Source organism: Neisseria sp. HMSC067H09 (assembly GCF_001814135.1).
Lineage (GTDB): Bacteria > Pseudomonadota > Gammaproteobacteria > Burkholderiales > Neisseriaceae > Neisseria.
The window spans coordinates 36,489-56,929 of the sequence record NZ_KV814894.1 but is presented as its reverse complement, the minus strand read 5'-3'; the positions used below and the strand labels follow the sequence as shown (position 1 = coordinate 56,929).

General features: G+C 52.8%; 15 protein-coding genes and 1 pseudogene. 8 read left to right on the top strand and 8 right to left on the bottom strand.

Translation table 11 applies throughout. The features are described 5' to 3' along the window. The first annotated feature begins 141 nt into the window (after positions 1–141). The 4 genes from rho to HMPREF2954_RS04130 all read left to right on the top strand — a co-directional run bounded on the left by rho (position 142) and on the right by HMPREF2954_RS04130 (position 4,947). The gene (gene rho, locus HMPREF2954_RS04145; protein ID WP_003741568.1) at positions 142–1,401 is read left to right on the top strand and encodes a transcription termination factor Rho; all 1,260 of its coding nucleotides are present in this window, start codon (positions 142–144) and stop codon (positions 1,399–1,401) included. A gap of 96 nt (positions 1,402–1,497) precedes the next feature. Next, positions 1,498–1,896, top strand: a complete 399-nt coding sequence (locus tag HMPREF2954_RS04140; protein ID WP_045073970.1) for an HIT family protein — start codon at positions 1,498–1,500, stop codon at positions 1,894–1,896. Positions 1,897–1,997: 101 nt separating this feature from the next. Next, complete coding sequence (locus HMPREF2954_RS04135) at positions 1,998–3,188, top strand: LD-carboxypeptidase (protein WP_070689015.1); 1,191 nt, start codon at positions 1,998–2,000, stop codon at positions 3,186–3,188. A gap of 163 nt (positions 3,189–3,351) precedes the next feature. After that, positions 3,352–4,947, top strand: coding sequence for a peptide chain release factor 3 (locus HMPREF2954_RS04130; RefSeq protein WP_045073965.1), 1,596 nt, complete (start codon positions 3,352–3,354; stop codon positions 4,945–4,947). Positions 4,948–5,008: 61 nt separating this feature from the next. Here HMPREF2954_RS04130 and HMPREF2954_RS04125 read toward each other — a convergent pair whose 3' ends face one another. From HMPREF2954_RS04125 to bioA, 3 genes are read right to left on the bottom strand one after another with little or no spacing between them, the layout of a single operon-like run. Next, entirely contained in the window at positions 5,009–5,554 is a 546-nt protein-coding gene (locus HMPREF2954_RS04125; protein ID WP_052673333.1) for a chorismate--pyruvate lyase family protein, read from the bottom strand. A gap of 3 nt (positions 5,555–5,557) precedes the next feature. Beyond that, entirely contained in the window at positions 5,558–6,226 is a 669-nt protein-coding gene (bioD, locus tag HMPREF2954_RS04120) for a dethiobiotin synthase (RefSeq protein ID WP_045073962.1), read from the bottom strand. Beyond that, positions 6,223–7,515, bottom strand: coding sequence for an adenosylmethionine--8-amino-7-oxononanoate transaminase (gene bioA, locus HMPREF2954_RS04115; RefSeq protein WP_045073960.1), 1,293 nt, complete (start codon positions 7,513–7,515; stop codon positions 6,223–6,225). The genes bioD and bioA overlap by 4 nt, the downstream gene beginning before the upstream one ends. 194 nt (positions 7,516–7,709) lie before the next feature. Here bioA and HMPREF2954_RS04110 point away from each other — a divergent pair, with 194 nt between their 5' ends. Next, positions 7,710–9,788, top strand: coding sequence for a lytic transglycosylase (locus HMPREF2954_RS04110; RefSeq protein ID WP_070689014.1), 2,079 nt, complete (start codon positions 7,710–7,712; stop codon positions 9,786–9,788). A gap of 468 nt (positions 9,789–10,256) precedes the next feature. Here the strand turns inward: HMPREF2954_RS04110 and HMPREF2954_RS04105 are convergent, their stop codons facing one another. Genes HMPREF2954_RS04105 through HMPREF2954_RS04095 form a run of 3 tightly spaced genes read right to left on the bottom strand, consistent with a single transcriptional unit; the run spans position 10,257 to position 16,247 of the window. Beyond that, complete coding sequence (locus HMPREF2954_RS04105) at positions 10,257–11,675, bottom strand: efflux transporter outer membrane subunit (protein WP_141744898.1); 1,419 nt, start codon at positions 11,673–11,675, stop codon at positions 10,257–10,259. 55 nt (positions 11,676–11,730) lie between these two features. Continuing rightward, the gene (locus HMPREF2954_RS04100; RefSeq protein ID WP_045073952.1) at positions 11,731–14,943 is read right to left on the bottom strand and encodes an efflux RND transporter permease subunit; all 3,213 of its coding nucleotides are present in this window, start codon (positions 14,941–14,943) and stop codon (positions 11,731–11,733) included. 11 nt (positions 14,944–14,954) lie between these two features. Continuing rightward, positions 14,955–16,247 (bottom strand): efflux RND transporter periplasmic adaptor subunit, encoded by a 1,293-nt coding sequence (locus tag HMPREF2954_RS04095; RefSeq protein WP_009311020.1) that lies wholly within the window; start codon positions 16,245–16,247, stop codon positions 14,955–14,957. 235 nt (positions 16,248–16,482) lie between these two features. Here HMPREF2954_RS04095 and mtrR point away from each other — a divergent pair, with 235 nt between their 5' ends. Further along, positions 16,483–17,118: a multidrug efflux system transcriptional repressor MtrR gene (gene mtrR, locus HMPREF2954_RS04090; RefSeq protein ID WP_003764635.1), complete on the top strand. Its 636-nt coding sequence runs from the start codon at positions 16,483–16,485 to the stop codon at positions 17,116–17,118. 69 nt (positions 17,119–17,187) lie between these two features. On the opposite strand, the gene HMPREF2954_RS04085 is transcribed toward mtrR, so the two are convergent. Next, positions 17,188–18,594, bottom strand: a complete 1,407-nt coding sequence (locus HMPREF2954_RS04085) for a DEAD/DEAH box helicase (protein WP_045073945.1) — start codon at positions 18,592–18,594, stop codon at positions 17,188–17,190. A 459-nt stretch (positions 18,595–19,053) separates the two neighbouring features. Here HMPREF2954_RS04085 and HMPREF2954_RS04080 point away from each other — a divergent pair, with 459 nt between their 5' ends. Further along, positions 19,054–19,302, top strand: a complete 249-nt coding sequence (locus HMPREF2954_RS04080) for a hypothetical protein (protein WP_003757173.1) — start codon at positions 19,054–19,056, stop codon at positions 19,300–19,302. Between the two features lie 185 nt (positions 19,303–19,487). On the opposite strand, the gene HMPREF2954_RS04075 is transcribed toward HMPREF2954_RS04080, so the two are convergent. After that, entirely contained in the window at positions 19,488–20,129 is a 642-nt protein-coding gene (locus tag HMPREF2954_RS04075; protein ID WP_045073943.1) for a GrxB family glutaredoxin, read from the bottom strand. A 75-nt stretch (positions 20,130–20,204) separates the two neighbouring features. Here HMPREF2954_RS04075 and HMPREF2954_RS13375 point away from each other — a divergent pair. Beyond that, positions 20,205–20,401 (top strand): annotated as a pseudogene (locus HMPREF2954_RS13375) (hypothetical protein); the annotation flags it as partial. Positions 20,402–20,441: the final 40 nt, after the last annotated feature.

The following is a 20,441-nucleotide window of genomic DNA, read 5'->3' as shown; positions in this document are numbered from 1 at the left end:
CCCCGCCTAAATTTGACACCCGCCCTCCGACTGCCTACAATTCAGGTTTCTCAAAAATCACCGTACATTCCGTACACCATTCTTTTCAGACGACCTCTGTCTTCCGAATTCCATTCTTTTCCAATACAACTGTCAAAAATCATGCACGTTTCAGAACTACAAACCCTACACATTTCCAAACTCTTGGAAATGGCAGAAGAACACGGCATTGAAAACGCCAACCGTTTCCGCAAACAAGACCTCGTATTCGCCATTGTCCGACAAATGATGAAGCAGGGCGAAAGCTTCACCTGTTCCGGCACGCTCGAAATCCTGCCCGACGGCTTCGGCTTTTTACGCAGCGCAGACACCTCCTACCTCGCAGGTCCCGACGACATCTACGTCTCACCCACGCAAATCCGCCGCTTCAACCTGCATACGGGCGACACCATCGAAGGTAGCGTACGCGTACCCAAAGACAACGAACGTTATTTTGCACTCGTCCGCCTCGACAGCATCAACGGCGATCATCCCGAAGTCTGCAAACACAAAATCCTCTTCGAAAACCTCACCCCGCTTTTCCCTACTAAACAGTTCAAACTCGAGCGCGACATTAAAGCTGAAGAAAACCTTACCGGCCGCGCCATTGATTTAGTGTCCCCCATCGGTCGCGGACAACGCGCCCTGTTGGTTGCGCCGCCGAAAACCGGTAAGACCGTGATGCTGCAAAACATCGCCCACGCGATTACCGCCAACTATCCCGATGTCGAACTCATTGTCTTGTTGATTGACGAACGTCCGGAAGAGGTTACCGAAATGAGCCGTTCCGTGCGCGGCGAAGTGGTTTCCTCCACCTTCGACGAACCGGCGCAGCGCCATGTTCAAGTGGCCGAAATGGTGATTGAAAAAGCCAAGCGTATGGTGGAACACAAAAAAGACGTGGTCATCCTGCTTGACTCGATTACCCGCCTCGCCCGCGCCTATAACACCGTCGTGCCGACCTCCGGCAAAATCCTCACCGGCGGCGTAGATGCCAATGCCCTCCACCGCCCCAAACGCTTCTTCGGCGCAGCGCGCAATGTAGAAGAAGGCGGCTCGCTCACCATTATTGCGACCGCTTTGGTAGAAACCGGCAGCCGCATGGACGACGTAATTTACGAAGAATTTAAAGGTACAGGCAATATGGAGCTGCACCTCGACCGCCGCATGGCGGAAAAACGCCTGTTCCCCGCCATCAATATCAACAAATCCGGCACACGCCGCGAAGAGCTGCTGGTACCGAACGACCAGTTGCAGCGCATGTGGCTCTTACGCAAATTCTTGCATCCGATGGACGAAATCGAGGCCACCGAATTTTTGGTGGGCAAACTCAAAGATTCCAAAAACAACGACGATTTCTTCGAGCTGATGCGCGGAAAATAAAATCATCGAAGGTCGTTTGAAAACGATGGATTAAGTTTTCAGACGACCTTTCTCCTTTCCGACAAACCGTTCCCTCATATCCAAACGAGAAAACCCATGACCTGCCCCATCTGCACCGCAGACAACGAAGACATTTTGCTGCGAACCCCAAACCTGCGCGTCATCGCCGTCCACAACGAAGCCTCAGCCCCGGCATTCTGCCGCGTCATCTGGAACGACCACATCGCCGAGATGACCGACCTTTCAGCCGCCGAACGCGCCGAAATCATGGAAATGGTGTATAAAGTCGAAGCCGCCATGCGCCAGGTATTCCGTCCCGCCAAAATCAACCTTGCCAGCCTGGGCAACGTCGTCCCCCATCTGCATTGGCACGTCATCGCCCGCTTTGAAAACGATGCCAACTTTCCCGCCCCGATTTGGGCAGCCCCCGTCCGCGAACACGGCATGACCCTGCCGGACCACTGGACGGAACAAGTCAAAGCCCTGCTGGCGTAACGTTCAGACGACCTCAATAGGCGTATCGGATACCGCATATCAACCAATTTTCAGACGACCCTGCCGACAAGGTCGTCTGAAACCCAACCAAAGGAAACCATATGACTTGGCAAACCTCCCGCCGCCATTTCCTCCGCGCCTGCTCCGCCGCAGCCGGAGCCGGACTGCTGCAAGCCTGCGGCACCGGCACTACCGTCACCCCGTCCACTCAAACCGGCAACACAGCGAAAGCCCAACCCGTGCAGCCCAAAACCAACCATCCCCCACGCTCCGGCGACAACCTCCTCCGCGTCGTCGCCCCCTCCGGCTTTGCCGAAGACCCCAACCGCGTCAACGCAGGCTTGACCCGCCTCTATAACGCAGGTTTTACCGTGACCAACCAACAAGCAGGCAGCCGACGCTATCAACGCTTCGCCGGCTCCGACGCCCAACGTGCCGCCGACTTCCAAGAGGTCGCCACCGGCCGCGTTGAAACACCCAAAGTCCTCATGGGCTTGCGCGGCGGCTACGGCGCGGCACGCATCCTGCCGCAAATCGACTTCGCTTCACTCGGCGCCAGAATGCGCGAACGCGGCACCTTGTTCTTCGGCTTCAGCGACGTTTGCGCCGTCCAACTCGCCCTGCTCGCCAAAGGCAATATGGCAAGCTTCGCCGGCCCTATGGTTTACAGCGAATTCGGCAAACCCGAACCCAGCGTCTTCACCATGGATTCGTTCATCCGCGGCACCACCAACAACGTCAACATTATCGACGTTCCCACCATCCAACGCGCCAACATCAACGTCGAGGGCACTTTGTGGGGCGGCAACCTCAGCGTCCTAGCCTCCCTCGCAGGCTCGCCCTATATGCCCGACATCCAAGGCGGCATCCTGTTCGTCGAAGACGTCAGCGAACAACCCTACCGCATCGAACGCATGTTGAACACGCTTTATCTTGCAGGCATCCTGCAAAAACAACGCGCCATCATCTTCGGCGACTTCCGTATGGGCACCATCCGCGATGTGTACGACTCAAGCTACGACTTCTCCGCTGTCGTCAACCACGTCTCACGCACCGCCAAAGTCCCCGTCCTGACAGGCTTCCCCTTCGGACACATTACCAATAAAAGCACCTTCCCCTTGGGTGCACATGCCAAAATCCACAGCACTGCCAACGGCGGCTACACCGTAACCTTTAGCGGCTACCCTACCCTGAACCCCGCCGCCCTAACCCTCAACAACCTGCTGCCCCCGCCTATGCCCACCTTTGACGGTGCTACTTACAGCCCCATAGTCGAAGAAATTACCGAATAAACAAGATGCCGATCCAAGAGAAGGTCGTCTGAAAAGCTTTCAGACGACCTTTTTTATCCCCTAATCATTGAACCGATTAATGTTTTTTTGTACAATCCCCGCCATCTCAACCATTCCTCAGGCCGTCGGAAAAGCGGCCTGAACCTTTTTGCAAAGAAAGCCCATGTCCCAAGAAATCCTCAACCAAGTGCGCCGCCGCCGCACGTTTGCCATCATCTCCCACCCCGACGCGGGTAAAACCACGCTGACCGAAAAACTGTTGTTGTTTTCAGGCGCGATTCAGAGCGCGGGTACGGTAAAAGGCAAGAAAACCGGCAAATTCGCCACCTCTGACTGGATGGAAATCGAGAAGCAGCGCGGCATTTCCGTGGCATCAAGCGTGATGCAGTTCGACTACAAAGACCACACCGTCAACCTCTTGGACACGCCGGGACACCAAGACTTCTCCGAGGACACCTACCGCGTTTTAACCGCCGTGGACAGCGCATTAATGGTCATCGACGCGGCAAAAGGCGTGGAAGCGCAAACCATCAAACTCTTGAACGTCTGCCGCCTGCGCAATACGCCGATTGTGACGTTCATGAACAAATACGACCGCGAAGTACGCGATTCTTTGGAATTGCTGGACGAAGTGGAAAATATTTTAAAAATCCGCTGCGCACCCGTCACATGGCCTATCGGCATGGGCAAAAACTTCAAGGGCGTGTACCACATCCTGAACGACGAAATCTATCTCTTTGAAGCGGGCGGCGAACGCCTGCCGCACGAGTTCGACATCATCAAAGGCATCAATAATCCCGAACTGGAACAACGCTTTCCGCTGGAAATCCAGCAGTTGCGCGACGAAATCGAATTGGTGCAGGCGGCTTCCAACGAGTTCAATCTCGACGAATTTCTCGCTGGCGAACTCACGCCCGTGTTCTTCGGTTCGGCGATTAACAACTTCGGCATTCAGGAAATCCTCAATTCATTGATTGACTGGGCGCCCGCGCCGAAACCGCGCGACGCGACCGTGCGCATGGTCGAGCCTGACGAGCCGAAATTTTCTGGATTTATCTTTAAAATCCAAGCCAATATGGATCCGAAACACCGCGACCGCATCGCCTTCTTGCGCGTCTGCTCCGGCAAATTCGAGCGCGGCATGAAGATGAAACACCTGCGCATCAACCGCGAAATCGCCGCCTCCAGCGTGGTTACATTCATGTCGCACGACCGCGAGCTGGTGGAAGAAGCCTACGCAGGCGACATCATCGGCATCCCGAACCACGGCAACATCCAAATCGGCGACAGCTTCTCCGAAGGCGAACAACTGGCGTTCACCGGCATCCCCTTCTTCGCGCCCGAACTGTTCCGCAGCGTCCGCATCAAAAACCCGCTGAAAATCAAGCAACTGCAAAAAGGTTTGCAACAGCTCGGCGAAGAAGGCGCGGTGCAGGTGTTCAAACCCATGAGCGGCGCAGATTTGATTTTGGGCGCGGTCGGCGTGTTGCAGTTTGAAGTCGTTACCTCGCGCCTCGCCAACGAATACGGCGTAGAAGCCGTGTTCGACAACGCATCCATCTGGTCGGCACGCTGGGTATCGTGCGACGACAAGAAAAAACTGGCGGAGTTTGAAAAAGCCAATGCGGGCAATCTGGCGATAGACGCAGGCGGCAACCTCGCCTACCTCGCCCCCAACCGCGTGAATTTGGGACTCACGCAAGAACGCTGGCCGGACATCGTGTTCCACGAAACGCGCGAGCATTCGGTGAAATTGTAATAGATTAAAAAGGTCGTCTGAAAACCGTTTCAGACGACCTTTCCTTATATTGCCGCGACGTTTAGCGCACGATCCGCGCCAACCCCGCCAAAAAATATTCCGTCAGTTCCAACACCTCGCCATCCCAATCAAAATAAGACCTGCGGGCGGCGACAGGTCGTCTGAAATCGTCCTGACCGCCGGCGTTTTCCATCAGGCAAAACTCGAACGCCGAACGCTTCAGCGGCAACGTGCCGTCAAACAGCCGCTCGCCCAAAGGCTGCGTGCCGCAATCCAATACGCCGCGCCAGGCTTGCGATTGCAGGCTGCACGCGCTGCGCGCCTGTACGACGGGAACGCCGTCCAAACGCAGCAAAACATCGCGGACAAATTGCGGGGCGGCGGTTTCGGCATGGTTTTCGCCAGATGAATTACCCAGCCCGTCCAATTCGCCCATATACAGCACTTTTACCGTAAAGCTGCCGCCCAAGGCGCGTAAAGCGGTGGTCAGCGATTGCGCTTGGCACAAGGCGGCGGCGCGTTCGTTCCAGCCCTGCGGCAGTTCGTCGGGAAGTTTGTCTTGCCAATTCAAAAGGGGATTCATGGGATTTAGATTGATGTGTTTCATGTGTTAATCGTTTTCAGACGACCTTTCGTCCGTCTCCACCTTATCCAACTCCATCCACTCCGCATCGGGAAAATCTTTTTTCAGACGACCCTTTAGATATGCCAAGCTGTCTTGGGCGATGTGTTTGTCACGGCTGTCGTGGATGTGGTTGAAAATCAGGCTATGCAGGCTGATGCCGTATTGCTTGAGTGCGGCGAAGCTGAGCAGGGTGTGGTTAATACTGCCGAGCCGTCCGCTGGTAACAAGAATGACGGGATAATCCTGTTGCTGAATATAATCAATGGTCAACAGGTTTTCCATCAGTGGAACCATCAATCCGCCCGCGCCTTCGACCAAGATGATTTCGTATTGTGCTGCTAGCTGCTGCGTGGCGGTGCGGATTTTGTCCAAGTCCAAAGTCCTGCCGTCCAGACGGGCGGCGAGGTGGGGCGAGGCGGGATAGCTGAAGATTTCGGGCATGGTCAGCCGCTGTTTGTCGGCTTCCTGCATGGGTATGCCCATGATTTTGCGGTGGACGGCGATGTCATCGGCGATGTTTTGGCAACCGGTTTGCACGGGCTTTTGCGTGATCACGCTTTTGCCCCGCTGCAACAATTGTTTTGCCAACATACCGGTGGCGACGGTTTTGCCGATGTCCGTGTCTATGCCGCTGACGAAGTAAACGCCTTTCATTTACTGTGTTCCTTCAAGATTTGTACGGTTTTGTCGACAAGTTCGGTCAAGAGGTCGTCTGAAATGATGTAAGGCGGCATGAGGTATACCAGCCTGCCGAATGGGCGCACCCAAATGCACTGCGCCACGCAGTCCGCTTGAAAACGCGCCATATCCACGCCTTTTTCCAGCTCGATCACGCCGATGGCACCCAAAACGCGCACGTCTTTCACGCCGCGAATGTCCCATGCGGTTTTCAGACGACCTTTCAGGATGCTTTCGATGCGGCGGATATTTGCCTGCCAATCTTGGGACAAAAGCAGTTTGACCGAAGCGCAGGCAACGGCACACGCCAGCGGGTTCGCCATAAAGGTCGGGCCGTGCATGAACACGCCCGCTTCGCCGCGCGAAATCGTTTCGGTGACTTTTTGCGAAGTGATTGCCGCCGCCAGCGTCATATAGCCGCCGCTCAAGCCCTTGCCGATACACATAATATCCGGCACGACCTCCACGTGTTCGCAAGCAAACATCTTGCCCGTGCGCCCGAATCCGGTGGCAATTTCGTCAAAAATCAACACGATATCAAATTCGTCGCACAAATCGCGCAAACCGCGAAGATACTGCGGATGATAAAAATACATGCCGCCTGCGCCCTGCACGACCGGTTCCAAAATAAAGGCGGCGATATCCGCATGATGCGCTTCAAACAAGGCGCGAACAGGCTGCAAATCCGCCTCATCCCATTCATCGTCGAAACGGCTTATCGGATTATCGACAAAATAACGCTGCGGCAACGCGCTGCCGAAAATATGGTGCATCCCCGTTTCCGGATCGCAGACGGACATCGCGTTCCAAGTATCGCCGTGATACCCGCGCCGCACCGTCGCGATATTCTGCTTCGCCGTCAAACTCCGCGCCTGCTGGTATTGCACCGCCATTTTCAGCGCGACTTCCACCGAAACCGAACCCGAATCCGCATAAAAAATACGGTCCAGCCCCTGCGGTAAAATCCCGACCAATAATTTGCCCAGCTCCACCGCCGGCTCGTGCGTCAAACCGCCGAACATCACATGCGACATTTGCTTAATCTGCGCCTCAACCGCCTGATTCAAAACGGGATGATTGTAGCCGTGTATCGCACACCACCAAGACGACATCCCGTCAATCAGCCGCGTACCGTCCGCCAATTCGATATGCACGCCCTCCGCACGGCGCACCGGATACACAGGCAACGGGGCGGTCATGGACGTATAGGGATGAAGCAAGTGGGCGCGGTCGAAATCGAGCAGGGAGGAATTTTTGGAAATCATAGGATGTTCTTTATAGCATGTTCTTTTGCTTAATCTGATTTTAACGGCATATATACGCAAACCGCCGTATTTTCGCGACAAATTTTATCATTAAGCTCCAGTCATATGTAAATTACCCTCATATCCTTGACGTTCACATGAATCAGACAGTAACATCGCGGAGACTGAATAATATATATTGATAATTGACTACTATGGCAAAACTGAAAACCATCGCCCTGACGCTGTCCGGTTTATCCGCCGTTTCCGGCGCGGCCGCCGCACAAAACGCCACTCCCAACCAAACAGGTATGGCAATGATGCGGCTCAATTCTGCCCTTCTCGACCAAGCCAAAGCCAAAACTTTCGGTTCCGGCAGCCTGTGGGCTTCATTGAAAAAAGACTTCCGCATGAGCGAAGTCAATTCCGAGCTGGTCCGCCGCCACGAAAGCAAATTCGCCGCAAACGGTGCCTATTTCGACCGCACCATCACGCGCAGCAAACCTTATATGTACCATATTGCAACCGAAGTAAAAAAACGCAATATGCCCGCCGAAATCGCACTCCTCCCCTTCATTGAAAGTGCATTCGTCACCAAAGCCAAATCCCACGTCGGCGCATCCGGCCTGTGGCAGTTCATGCCGGCAACCGGCCGTCATTTCGGCTTGGAAAAAACACCTTTGTATGACGGCCGCCACGACGTATATGCCGCGACCGACGCCGCGCTGAACTACCTGCAATATCTGCACGGGCTGTTTAACGACTGGTCTTTGGCTTTGGCTGCATACAACTGGGGCGAAGGCAATGTAGGCCGCGCCGTCAACCGTGCCCGCGCACAAGGCCTGGAACCCACTTACGAAAACCTGCGTATGCCGAACGAGACACGCAACTACGTTCCCAAATTGCTGGCTGTCCGCAATATTGTCGCCAGCCCCCAGACTTTCGGCATGAATATCAGTGAAATCACTAATCAGCCTTATTTCCAAACAGTCAGTATTGACAAACCCATCGACAACAGCACCATCGCCCGCCTTGCCAATATCAGCGAGAGCGAGCTGCTGACATTGAACCCTGCCTTCAACGCACCTGTCTTCATCCCGAAAAACAACCGCAAATTATTGCTGCCCGTTTCCGCCGTATCCGCATTCGAAAAAAATTACCGCAATGCAAACCCCGAGACACTGCTCTCTTTCAATGCTTATACCTCGGCCCGCAATACCAATCTGAACACGATTGCGACAGAAACCGGGATGAGCGTTGCCGAAATCAAACGACTGAACGGCTTAAACGGCAATTCGCTGTCTGAAGGACGTACCATTTTGGTTGCACAAACCGATACTGCTACCAAACAGGATATGATTAATTTCATCGATACTGACAATACTCCGGATACCTACCGTTCGAATATGCCGACAATGGCTCCGATTCAAACGGCAGAACTCAAAACCGATACAGTCAAAAAAGTCGTCGCCCCTGCCAATACGGTTGCACAAGAACCTGCTCCAACAACCTTTGATTTTGTTGCCAATACCAAAGCTGCAACTGCCCCTATCGCCGCCGATGCCGTTACAACCGCCCAACCCCGTGTAGAACGCGTTCAAACCGTACAATCCACGGAAGCCAAACCTGCTACGGACACAACTGTCATTGCGGCGGCCGAGCCTGCACAACCTGCCTTAACCTTAACAGAACCTCAGGTCGTGGCATCGGCAAAATCAGCTACTCCTTCCGCTCCTTCAGCAGTCGAAGAACCTGACCAAATGATGGTATTGCTTGCCGATGTTGACTCACGCCTGCAAAAAGCAGAAGAGGATCAAACCACTGTTGCTCAAAATATCGATACGCTTCATCAAGAAGTTGATGCAGCCAAAGCACGCAGCGAACGTATTGCCGAAAATATTGCCAAGCATCAAAGCCGTACTGAAGCACGACTGGCGAGGGCAAATAATCAATCATCTGCCCAGCCGACAACTATGGCAGGTATGCACCGCGTAGCTGATGGGGATACCCTGTTCAATATTTCCAAACGCTACAATTTAAGCGTTGCCGATTTGATTGTGGCCAACAACATCAAAGGCAGCAATATCCGCAAGGGTCAGCTGTTACGCGTTAGCGCGGCTCCGGTCAAAACCCGTAAAAATAACATTCAAAATGTTTCTTATACAGTCCGCAGAGGCGATACGCTCAATACAATTGCCAACCGCTTTAACGTAGATGTCAACGATATCCGCCGCTGGAATAAAAATACCCGAACCGTTACCCCAGGTCAGCGTTTGAAATTGATGGGCAGCTAACCGTATAATCAAACAGCAAAGGTCGTCTGAAGTTTTCAGACGACCTTTTTATATCGTGAATCGTAATAGGAAATACCTAATCATATTTATTCTGCACAAACAGGAATCCTGACCTCAGATTGTCAGTCATACTTAAAAATTGCCGTAAGCTCAAACTCCTAGATACCTGCCTGCTAGCCCAGTCCATCCATATTGTATCCATGCCAAAATATAAAAACGTCGTCTGAAAACTGGATATCCGGTTTTCAGACGACGTTTTTAATGCCGCTTATTTCGAACAGAGACCTTTGCAATAACATAGGTTACTAAAATTTTATGCTCAATCTCATTTCCAAAATGCAAAACCTTTCTGATTTTTCCTACTTTTTGCTCAATATTAGGAAGGTTTTAGTCAATTGAAATTTTTTGGCACATTTTTATACGTCAAATTTCGTTAACAGACTATTTTTGCAAAGGTCTCGAACAGTCTTACTGCTGCGCGGCAGGTTGGCTAACGGTTTCGCGTTTCAAACCGCCGCCGAGTGCTTTATAGAGGTCGGCGAGGTTTTCGAGGCGGGTGAGCTGGTTGGCAAGCAAAGCGGTTTCTGCGCCATAGCTGCTGCGTTCTGCGTCAAGCAGGTCAAGGGCGTTGGATACGCCATGTTTGTAGCGCAGGCTGATGAGGCGCAGGCTGTCATTATAGGCGCGGCTTTGCTTGCTCAACGCTTCATAGCTTTTATCCAACTGTTCACGCGCAACCAACGCATTGGAAACATCTTTGAATGCGGATTGAACAGCGGCTTCATAAGCAACGATTTGTGCCTGCTGGCGTAGTTTGGCTACGTCAAGATTGGCTTTGTTTGTGCCCCAGTCAAAGATAGGCAGAGTGATGGATGGTGCAAAAGCCCAAATACCCGTGCCGCTCTTAAACAGGCCGCTCAACTCGCCGGAAGCGGTACCGACAGAACCGGTCAGGCTGATACGTGGGAAAAACGCCGCACGTGCCGCACCGATATTGGCATTGGCTTGTTTGAGCGCGTGTTCGGCCGCACGGATATCCGGACGGTTAAGCAACACATCCGAACTCAAACCGGCAGGCAGTTTGGTCAATTTGAACTGTTTGCTCAAAGGCAAACCGGCAGGCAGGTCTTCGGGCAAAGGTTGATTAATCAACATAGCCAAGGAATTGCGCGCTTGCTCGCGGTTTTTCACCGCAGAGGCGTAATCCGCTTTGGCCGATTCAATCAGGGCTTCCTGTTGGCGCAAATCAACGGCGGAAATCACACCAGCCTTATGGCGTAATTGCGAGAGCTTGTAAGTCGCTTCACGGGTTTGCAATACGCGTTGTGCCAATGCCATGGTTTCTTCGGCGTAGCGTTCGTTAAAGTAGGCTTTGGCAACGGTAGAAATCAGGGTCAGATGCGCGGCATCGCGGTTGGCGGCAACATTGAAATAACCTTGCAACGCGGCTTCGCTGGTACTGCGGACACGGCCGAAAAGGTCAAGCTCATAAGAAGCCGCGCCCAACCCCACGCTGTATTGGCTGCTGACGCTGCCGCCGCTCAAACTGCCTTGACGCGAACCTGTACCGCTAGCATTGACGGTTGGCAACAAATTATTACGCGCAATCATATATTGCTTGCGGTAGATTTCCGCATTCAGTGCGGCTGTGCGCAAATCGGTATTGCGTTCCAATGCGATGTCGATCAGGCGGTGAAGGCGCGGATCGGCAAAGTAATCCTGCCAACCCAATTCAGCGGCACGGATACCGTCGTCAACAGTATCGTATTTAAACGTATCGGCAACGGCAACTTGAGGCTGCTCATATTTCGGCATCATGGTACAGGCCGACAAAGCCACAGCAGCGGCAACGGCGGTCAGTACAGGTTTGAATGTAATCTTCTTCATTTTAGAATCCTTTAGCATTTTGAGGCCGTCTGAAAATTTTCAGACGGCCTTTGCTTTAGTGCTTGTCTGAATCGTGTTTACCGTCTTCAATCATGCCGGCTTCAGCGGCGTGTTTGGCGGCCATCTCATGCTCGTGTGCGGTTTCTTTAAAGAATTTGCGCACAACCACATAGAACAAAGGCACAAGGAACACAGACAGAATCGTACCGATCAACATACCCCAGAACACGGTCGTACCAATCGCACGTTGGCTGGCGGAGCTGGCACCGCTGGCAACATAGAGCGGTACCACGCCCAAGATGAAGGCGAACGAAGTCATGATAATCGGACGGAAACGCAGGTGTGCGGCGGCAAGCGCGGCTTCAATCGCGCTCTTACCCTGCGCTTGCAGGTCTTTGGCGAACTCGATAATCAAAATCGCGTTTTTCGCACTCAAACCCATCACCGTAACGAAACCGACTTGGAAGTAGATATCGTTGGCGTATGCCGGAATACTGCCCAGCAGCGCTTCAAACATATTGCGCCCCGTAACGCCCAATGCCGCGCCAATCAAGCCCAACGGAATCACAAGGATAACTGCCAACGGGATAGACCAGCTTTCGTACAAAGCAGCCAATACCAAGAATACAGCGGCAGCGGCCAATGCGTACAACACGACGGTTTGCGAGCCGCCTTTGGCCTCTTCACGAGACTGGCCGCCCCATTCCAGACTGTAACCGCCGCCCATGTCATCAACCATTTGCTGTACCGCAGCCATGGCCTGACCGGAAGATACGCCATTAACAGGCGAGCCGGAAAGCTCCATTGCAGGATAACCATTGAAGCGGACGCTTTGTTCCATACCGTTTACCCAAGAAACAGTAGCAATGGTAGAAAGCGGTACGGCAACACCGGATTTATTCGGCACGGTCAAGTTCAGAATATCGGCAGGCTGCATACGGGCACTCGCATCAGCTTGTACCATCACGCGTTGCAGACGGCCTTGATTCGGGAAGTCGTTTACATAAGACGAACCCAAAGAAGAAGCCAAAGCAGTACGGATATCAGAGAACGAAATACCTTGTGCAGCTGCGGCAGAGCGATTGATGTCGATTTTCAACTGCGGCGCATCTTCCAAACCGCTCGCACGAACGGTACTTGGGTTAAACAAACCGCTTTTGCGCATTTTGTCAATCAGCTCATTGCGCTTGGCCAACAATGCAGCATGGCCGCTGTTGTTACGGTCTTGCAGGTAAATCGTCAAGCCGGAACCTGTACCCAATTCCATAATGGCTGGAGGCACAATCGCCAAACCGAAACCGTCTTTCAGCGTAGCCATCATCATACCGGTCAACTTACCGGAAATAGAAGTCGCATCGCTGCCCGGAGCAGTACGTTCGCTCCAATCTTTCAGAATGACAAAGCCCAAAGCCATGTTTTGACCGGAGCCTGAAAAACTGAAGCCGGAAACGGTAATAATGTTCTCAATCTCAGGTATAGATTTTGCCAGTTGAGTGATTTGAGCCAAAGTTGCATCGGTACGCTCTTTGGTTGCACCGGCAGGCAATTGTACGCTCAACATCAAGTTACCTTGGTCTTCAGACGGCAAGAAGGAAGTCGGCAGACGCATAAACAGGAATACGCCCACAACAGTCAAACCAATATAGACAACCATCATGCGCAAAGTCTTGCGCAAGACTTTGGCAACCCAGCCTTCATAGCCGTGTGTCCAGTTGTCAAATTTTTTGTTAAACCAACCGAAGAAACCTTTTTTCTCTTCGTGATGACCCTTCTGAATCGGTTTGAGCATGGTGGCACACAATGCCGGAGTCAGCGTCAAAGCAAGGAATGCGGAGAAGCCGATCGATGCCGCAATGGTCAGGGCAAACTGTTTGTAAATGTTACCGGTTGCACCGCTAAACATCGCCAGCGGCACAAATACAGACATCAACACGGCAGTAATACCGATTACCGCACCGGAAATCTGACCCATCGCTTTTTTGGTTGCAGCCTTAGGCGACAGACCTTCGCTCGCCATAATACGCTCAACGTTTTCAACGACCACAATCGCGTCATCGACCACAATACCGATCACCAATACCATCGCAAACATGGTCAATACGTTAATCGACATACCCATGTATGAGATAAAGGCAAAACCGCCCAACAGGGAAATCGGTACAACAATGGTCGGAATCAGCGTATAGCGGATGTTTTGCAGGAAGAGATACATCACTAAGAATACCAAAACAATGGCTTCCAAAAGCGAATGGATCACTTTCTCAATCGAAATTTCCACAAATTTGGAAGTATCGTAAGGAACTTTCCAGCTCATGCCGTCTGGAAAATACTTCTGCAAAACCGCCATTTTTTCTTTTACTGCAGTCGCCGTTGCCAAAGCGTTACCGCTGTTAGACAGCATCACTGCCATACCGGTGGTGTTCACGCCGTTCAAGCGTGTAGAAGTAGAATAGTCCTGCATACCCAAGCTGACTTTGGCAACGTCTTTCAGATAGACGTTCGAGCCGTCAGTATTGGATACCAAAATGATGTTGCCGAACTCTTCAGCAGTGCTCAGCTGACCTTGCGCTGTAACGGTCGCCGAAATGGTCTGACCTGCAGCCGCCGGCAAAGAACCGATGGAGCCTGCTGAGATTTGAATGTTTTGTGTCGCAAGCGCATTGGTTACCGTTGCAAAAGACAGGTTGTAGTTTTGCAGTTTTTTCGGGTCAACCCAAATACGCATGGCGCGTTGCGCACCAAACAATTGTACCTGCCCTACCCCGTCGATACGCTGCAGTTCAGGAATGATATTGCGCTGGGCGTAATCGTTCATTTCCTCAATGGATTGCTTTTCAGAAGAAAGCATGACCACTTGCAAGAAGTTGGAACGCGCTTTAGATACGGTTACACCATATTGCTGTACGGTAGACGGCAATGTGGACAACACTTCCGACAATTTGTTCTGCACGTCCACCTGCGCCAAATCTTCATCGGTCTCAGGTGTAAACGTCAGACTGACGCTGCCGCTGCCGCTGGAATTGGCAGAAGTCGTCATATAGTCCAAACCTTCCACACCGTACATATTACGTTCGATAACGGCCAGTACGCTGTCTTCCATTACCTGAGCAGAAGCGCCCGGATAAGTAGCGCGCAAAGTAATGGTCGGTGCAGCAACGGACGGATATTGGGAAATCGGCAGTTTTTGAATGCCGAAAATACCCGCTGCGATGATAAAAATCGCAATCACCCATGCAAAAATGGGGCGGTCAATAAAAAACTTAGCCATGGATGCCTTCCTTATTTAGCCGCAGATGCCGGTTTGGCTTCAAAGGTCATCTGAACGTCTTTTTTCGCTTCGGAAGCAGCTTTCGGAGCAGCTCCGGCAGCAGATGCCGCCGCATTTTCAGGAGATGTCCATTCTTTAGGCGTTACCTTTTTCGCGCCACTCATGGCGGCGATACTGGTGCCGTCCACAACGACTTTGTCGCCGTCGTTCAGACCCGCAGTGATAATCCAGTTGGTTCCCTGCTGCTGGGTGACTGTTACCTCGCGCGGCTCCATTTCGCCTTTGGCGTTCACAATCGTTACAGTATCTTTCGTACCGCGCGTTACTGCCTGCTGCGGCACGACGAAGGCATTGTCGGCAGCCACTTGTTCCATCAAGACGCGCACATAAAGACCGGGCATCAGGATATTTTTGTCGTTCGGCACTGAAGCGCGCAGCGTGATTTGTCCGGTCGTTTCGTTAACAGACGGATCGGAGAACAGCAAACGGCCTTTATGAGGATAAACTTCGCCGTTGTCGAACTTGATGCCCACTTCAATCGCGCCGTCCACGCCCGACAGCTTGCCCTCGGCAACCTGTTGGCGCAGCTTCATCACTTCGGTCGCGGATTGAGTGATGTTCACATACATAGGATTGGTTTGGCGGATGGTCGCCAGTACGGTCGTATCACCCGCGTTCAACAGCGTACCTTCGGATACTTTGGACTGCCCGATGAAACCTGAAATCGGCGCGGTAATGCGCGCCCTGTTCAGATTGATACCGGCAGATTTGATCGCCGCTTGCGCCGCTTTGACGCTTGCTTCGGCAGAACGTTTCGCCGTTACCGCCGCATCGTAGTCCTGTTTACTGATGGCATCGGCGGCAACCAGCGGTTTGTAACGCGCCAAGTCGGCATTGGCTTTGGCAAGGGTTGCCTGCGCGCTTGCCAATTGGGCGCGCGAGCTTTCCAGATTTGCTTCATAGGTGGAGCTGTCGATTTGGTAAAGCGGCTGCCCGGCGCGGACATAGCTGCCCTCTTGGAACAGGCGTTTTTGGATGATGCCGCCCACTTGGGCGCGGACATCCGCGGTACGCAGCGACTCCAACCTACCCGGCAGCTCGGTCGTCAGGGCAACCGTTTCAGGATGGACGGTAACGACACCGACCACAGGGGGCGGAGCTTCTTTTTGTGCAGCTGCCTGCTGCCCTTTTCCATCTTTTGCACCTTGCGTCGCATCGGTGCCTTTGTTACACGCCGAAAGAGCCAACGCAGTAGCGGCAGCGATTGCCGCCATGCGCATCACCTTAGAAGCATAAGAAGCCATTACTTTTCCTATCTATATAATGTTATGAGGTTTTACCCTATACTTTGTCATCATAGCCGATTTTTGGTTCCGAAACAACAATAACCTGCCTCAATATCCGGAGCAGGTCGTCTGAAAAATTATTTTATACTTGAGAGCCAATCTCAATTACAGGAGTCATTATACATACATGCTTGCATGGATACAAAGTATTTTTTATAATCCCCAACATTCCACTTAACTTGAAACAGGCATCATGCGGAAAACCAAAACCGAAGCCCTTAAAACCAAAGAACATCTCATGCTCGCCGCGCTGGAAACCTTCTACCAAAAAGGCATCGCGCGCACTTCCCTCAACGAAATCGCCCAAGCCGCCGGCGTGACGCGCGGCGCGTTGTACTGGCATTTCAAAAACAAAGAAGACTTGTTCGACGCCCTCTTCCAGCGCATTTGCGACGACATCGAAAACTGTATGCATCAGGACGCGGCCGATAGCGATGAACAAGAGTGGTCGCTTTTCCGCCGCACCTTGATGCACTTTTTCACACGCCTGCAAACCAACGACATCCACTATAAATTCCACAGCATCCTGTTTTTAAAATGCGAACACACCGAGCAGAACGCCGCCGTCATCGACATTGCGGATAAACATCAATCGATTTGGCGCGAGAAAATTACCGAAGTCCTGACCAAATCCATCGCACAACATGCCTTATCCGAAGATTTGGATACCGACATGGCGGTCATCTTCATCAAATCGATGCTGGACGGTCTGATTTGGCGTTGGCTCTCGTCCGACAAAAGTTTCGACCTTGCCCAAACCGCACCGCGCATGATTGACATCCTCTTGGATAATCTGAAAAACCACCCGCAACTGCGTAAGCAAAAATAACGGACCGTACACAAAAGGTCGTCTGAAATCTTTTTCAGACGACCTTTCGGGTTTTATGGGGAGCCGGCTTTATTTTGCGCCGTAATTGGGTTGCAGCAGGGCGCAGGGTTGGCGTTCCCTGCGGCTGCGGCGGCTGCGTCCGGCGATGGTGCCGCAGGCTACGCCGGGATCGGTTTTGTCGGCTTTTTGGGATTTGTCGCCGCGCTCGTTACGTTCATTGCGTTCGCTGCGGTTGTTCCGTTCGGAACGGTTTCTGTCGCTGCCGCGGCTGCGGGTTGGGGCGGCTTGGGTGTCTGCGGCGGTATCGCTGTCGGCGTCACTTCCCCACCAGTTCGGTTCGAAGCCTTCGATGCGTTCGACTGCCAAGTCGTTGCCGGTCAGCTCCTTGATGGCTTCAAACATTTTCTGTTCGGTTTTGTCCATCAGGGAAATGGCGACACCGTCCGCGCCCGCCCTGCCGGTGCGCCCGATGCGGTGGACGTAGTCTTCGGGTTGGGTCGGCAGTTCGTAGTTGATGACGAAGGGCAGCTCGGCGATGTCCAGTCCGCGTGCGGCAACGTCGGTGGCGACGAGGACGCGCAGGCTGCCTTCTTTGAAGGCGTTGAGGGTTTCGAGGCGGCTTTGCTGGGATTTGTCGCCGTGGATGGATTGGGCGGCAAGGTTGCGGCGCACGAGGTCGCGGGTGACTTGGTCGACGCTTTGTTTGGTTTTGCAGAATACGATGACTTGGTTCATCTGCAAATCGACAATCAGCCGCTCTAAGAGGTTGCGTTTTTTGAGCGCGTCAACGGCGATGATGTGCTGCTCGACATTGGCGCTGGTGGTATTTTGCGCGGCGACTTCGACGATTTCGGGCGCGTTCATGAAGTCTTTGGCGAGCTTGCGGATGGGGGGCGCGAAGGTTGCGGAAAAGAGCAGGGTTTGGCGTGGCTTGGGCAGCATCTGCATGATTTTGCGGATGTCGTCGATGAAACCCATATCGAGCATACGGTCGGCTTCGTCGAGGACGACGATTTCGACTTTGTTTAAATTGATGTTTTTCTGTTTGACGTGGTCAAGCAGCCTGCCGACGGTGGCGACGACGATTTCGCAGCCGGCGCGCAGGTCGGCGGTTTGTTTGTCCATGTTGACGCCGCCGAAAAGGACGGTATGCCGCAGCGGCAGGTTTTTGATGTAACCCTGCACGTTTTGGTCGATTTGGTCGGCAAGTTCGCGCGTCGGGGTCAACACGAGCATACGCACGGGGTGCATCGCGGGCGATGTGCTGGCGGTGGCGTAGCGTTTGAGGCGTTCCAGGCTGGGCAGCATAAAGGCGGCGGTTTTGCCTGTGCCGGTTTGGGCGGCGGCGAGCAAGTCGTGGCCGGCAAGTGCTTTGGGGATGGCGGAGGCTTGGATGGGCGTCGGGTTTTCGTAACCTTGTTCGGTCAGCGCGGAAACGATTTCGCTGCCAAGCCCGAGTGAGGCGAATGGATTCATGGCGGTATCTTTCTGTCCGGACGGGATGCGGAATGCCGCATGGGGTCGTCTGAAACGGGAGGATGTTTTGATAGTGTGTTTGATAGGATGCCGCCGGCAAAGTGTGCGGCCGGTTTACGGCAAACCGCAGAAGGGGGGATGTGGTCTCTGCGGCATGGAAAGGTAAGCGCGATTATGCCATAAAACCCTTGCGCCGCCCAACGGCAGGCGGTCGGGGCGTTGGGATTGGGCGGTGTTGCCGGAGTGGAAAGGAGATTTTTTACATTGCCATGCCGGCGGCGTTTATGTCCCTTAAATTTTTGAAACCGCTTATCATTTCCTGACGGCATTTACTGTCATAGTTCAAACTTATCAAAACCTTTCATATGTAAATGAAACTAAATCGTACTGATGAGACTCTGTTTTGAGACAGACGCAAATTTGCGCTGTAAACCATCAATCACAATAGGAATATACGACATGAAAACTTTATTGATCGCCGTTGCCGCTGCAAGCCTGATGCTGGGTGCCTGCTCTAGCAGCAAAACTACTGAAGAAGCTAAAACCCCTAGCGTAAGCGTTGAAGAGGCAATCGCTCAATGTCAACAAGCTTCCGGTGCAAACCAAGACCGCGCCGTGTTCGATGCATGTATGAAAGACAAAGGCTACCAACGCAGCGCCGCTGAAGGCGCAGCCGCAGCTGCTGCTTCTGCACCTGCCGCACAATAAGCACAGCTAGGAATTATTGATGTATCACCCGATCTGTTCGGGGTCATACATCAACAATTTCTCGCCATGCTTGTTCCGCCTGATTCCATTCACTCCCAGAAGGTAGGGCGGGCGCAAACGGAAAGGTCGTCTGAAAACTGTTTTCAGACGACCTTTCCGTTTGTTTTATCTGACGGATTCGGTTATTACAAGGCGCGGTCGAAATACAGCGGCACACCCGATGCTTCGCTCATGCGCAGCAGGTAGTCCATAATCTTCTGCGGCCACTCGATACCGCGCACGACGGTCAGGTTGCGCAATATCGGGAACACCAATATGTCCTCCATGCCGATTTCGCTGTTCAAGCCTGCTCCGCCTTCGGTCATCAGCGTTTCCAGTTCCGCCAAATCCCCGTTCAGCCGTTGCACATACTGACCGGTTTTCTCCAAATTGGCGGCGAAGCTGCCGATGCTTTTCTCTTTTTTATCCGTGAAATATTTCACCGCTTCCGGCGTTTCAAATTCGGGCAGCTCGAGTTTGATCACGCGCGGCTGGACAAGTTTCAGGTTGTATTCGCCCACCTTGTCCAACCATGCCTGGATTTCGGGGCGGGTTTCATCTTTCAGACGACCCTCGCGGTCAAGATAGCGGACAACGTCCAAACTCTCGCCCATAAACGAACCGTCTTCTTTTTGCAGGATGGGCACTTGTTTCGCGCCGATCATGCCGATCGGCGTTGCCTCGTCGTCGTTTGCCAGCACGACTTCTTCAACGTCCGCGCCAAACAGCCCAGCCGCCATCCGCGCACGCACGCAAAACGGGCAATGGTCGTAAATATACAGCTTCATCGGATACTCCTTTTCAAGTTCATCAAACGGACGAACCATATCATTTAAGGTCGTCTGAAACAACCCACTTACAGACAATATAGTGGATTAACTTTAAATCAGGACAAGGCGACGAAACCGCAGACAGTACATATAGTACGGAACCGATTCACTTGGTGCCTCAGCACCTTAGAGAATCGTTCTCTTTGAGCAAAGGCGAGGCAACGCCGTACTGGTTTAAAGTTAATCCACTATATCCCGCAAAACAGCCCGCAAATCCCTTTGGCAACCTGTTACAATAAACCTGTTTTTATCGAAACGAAAAGACACCAT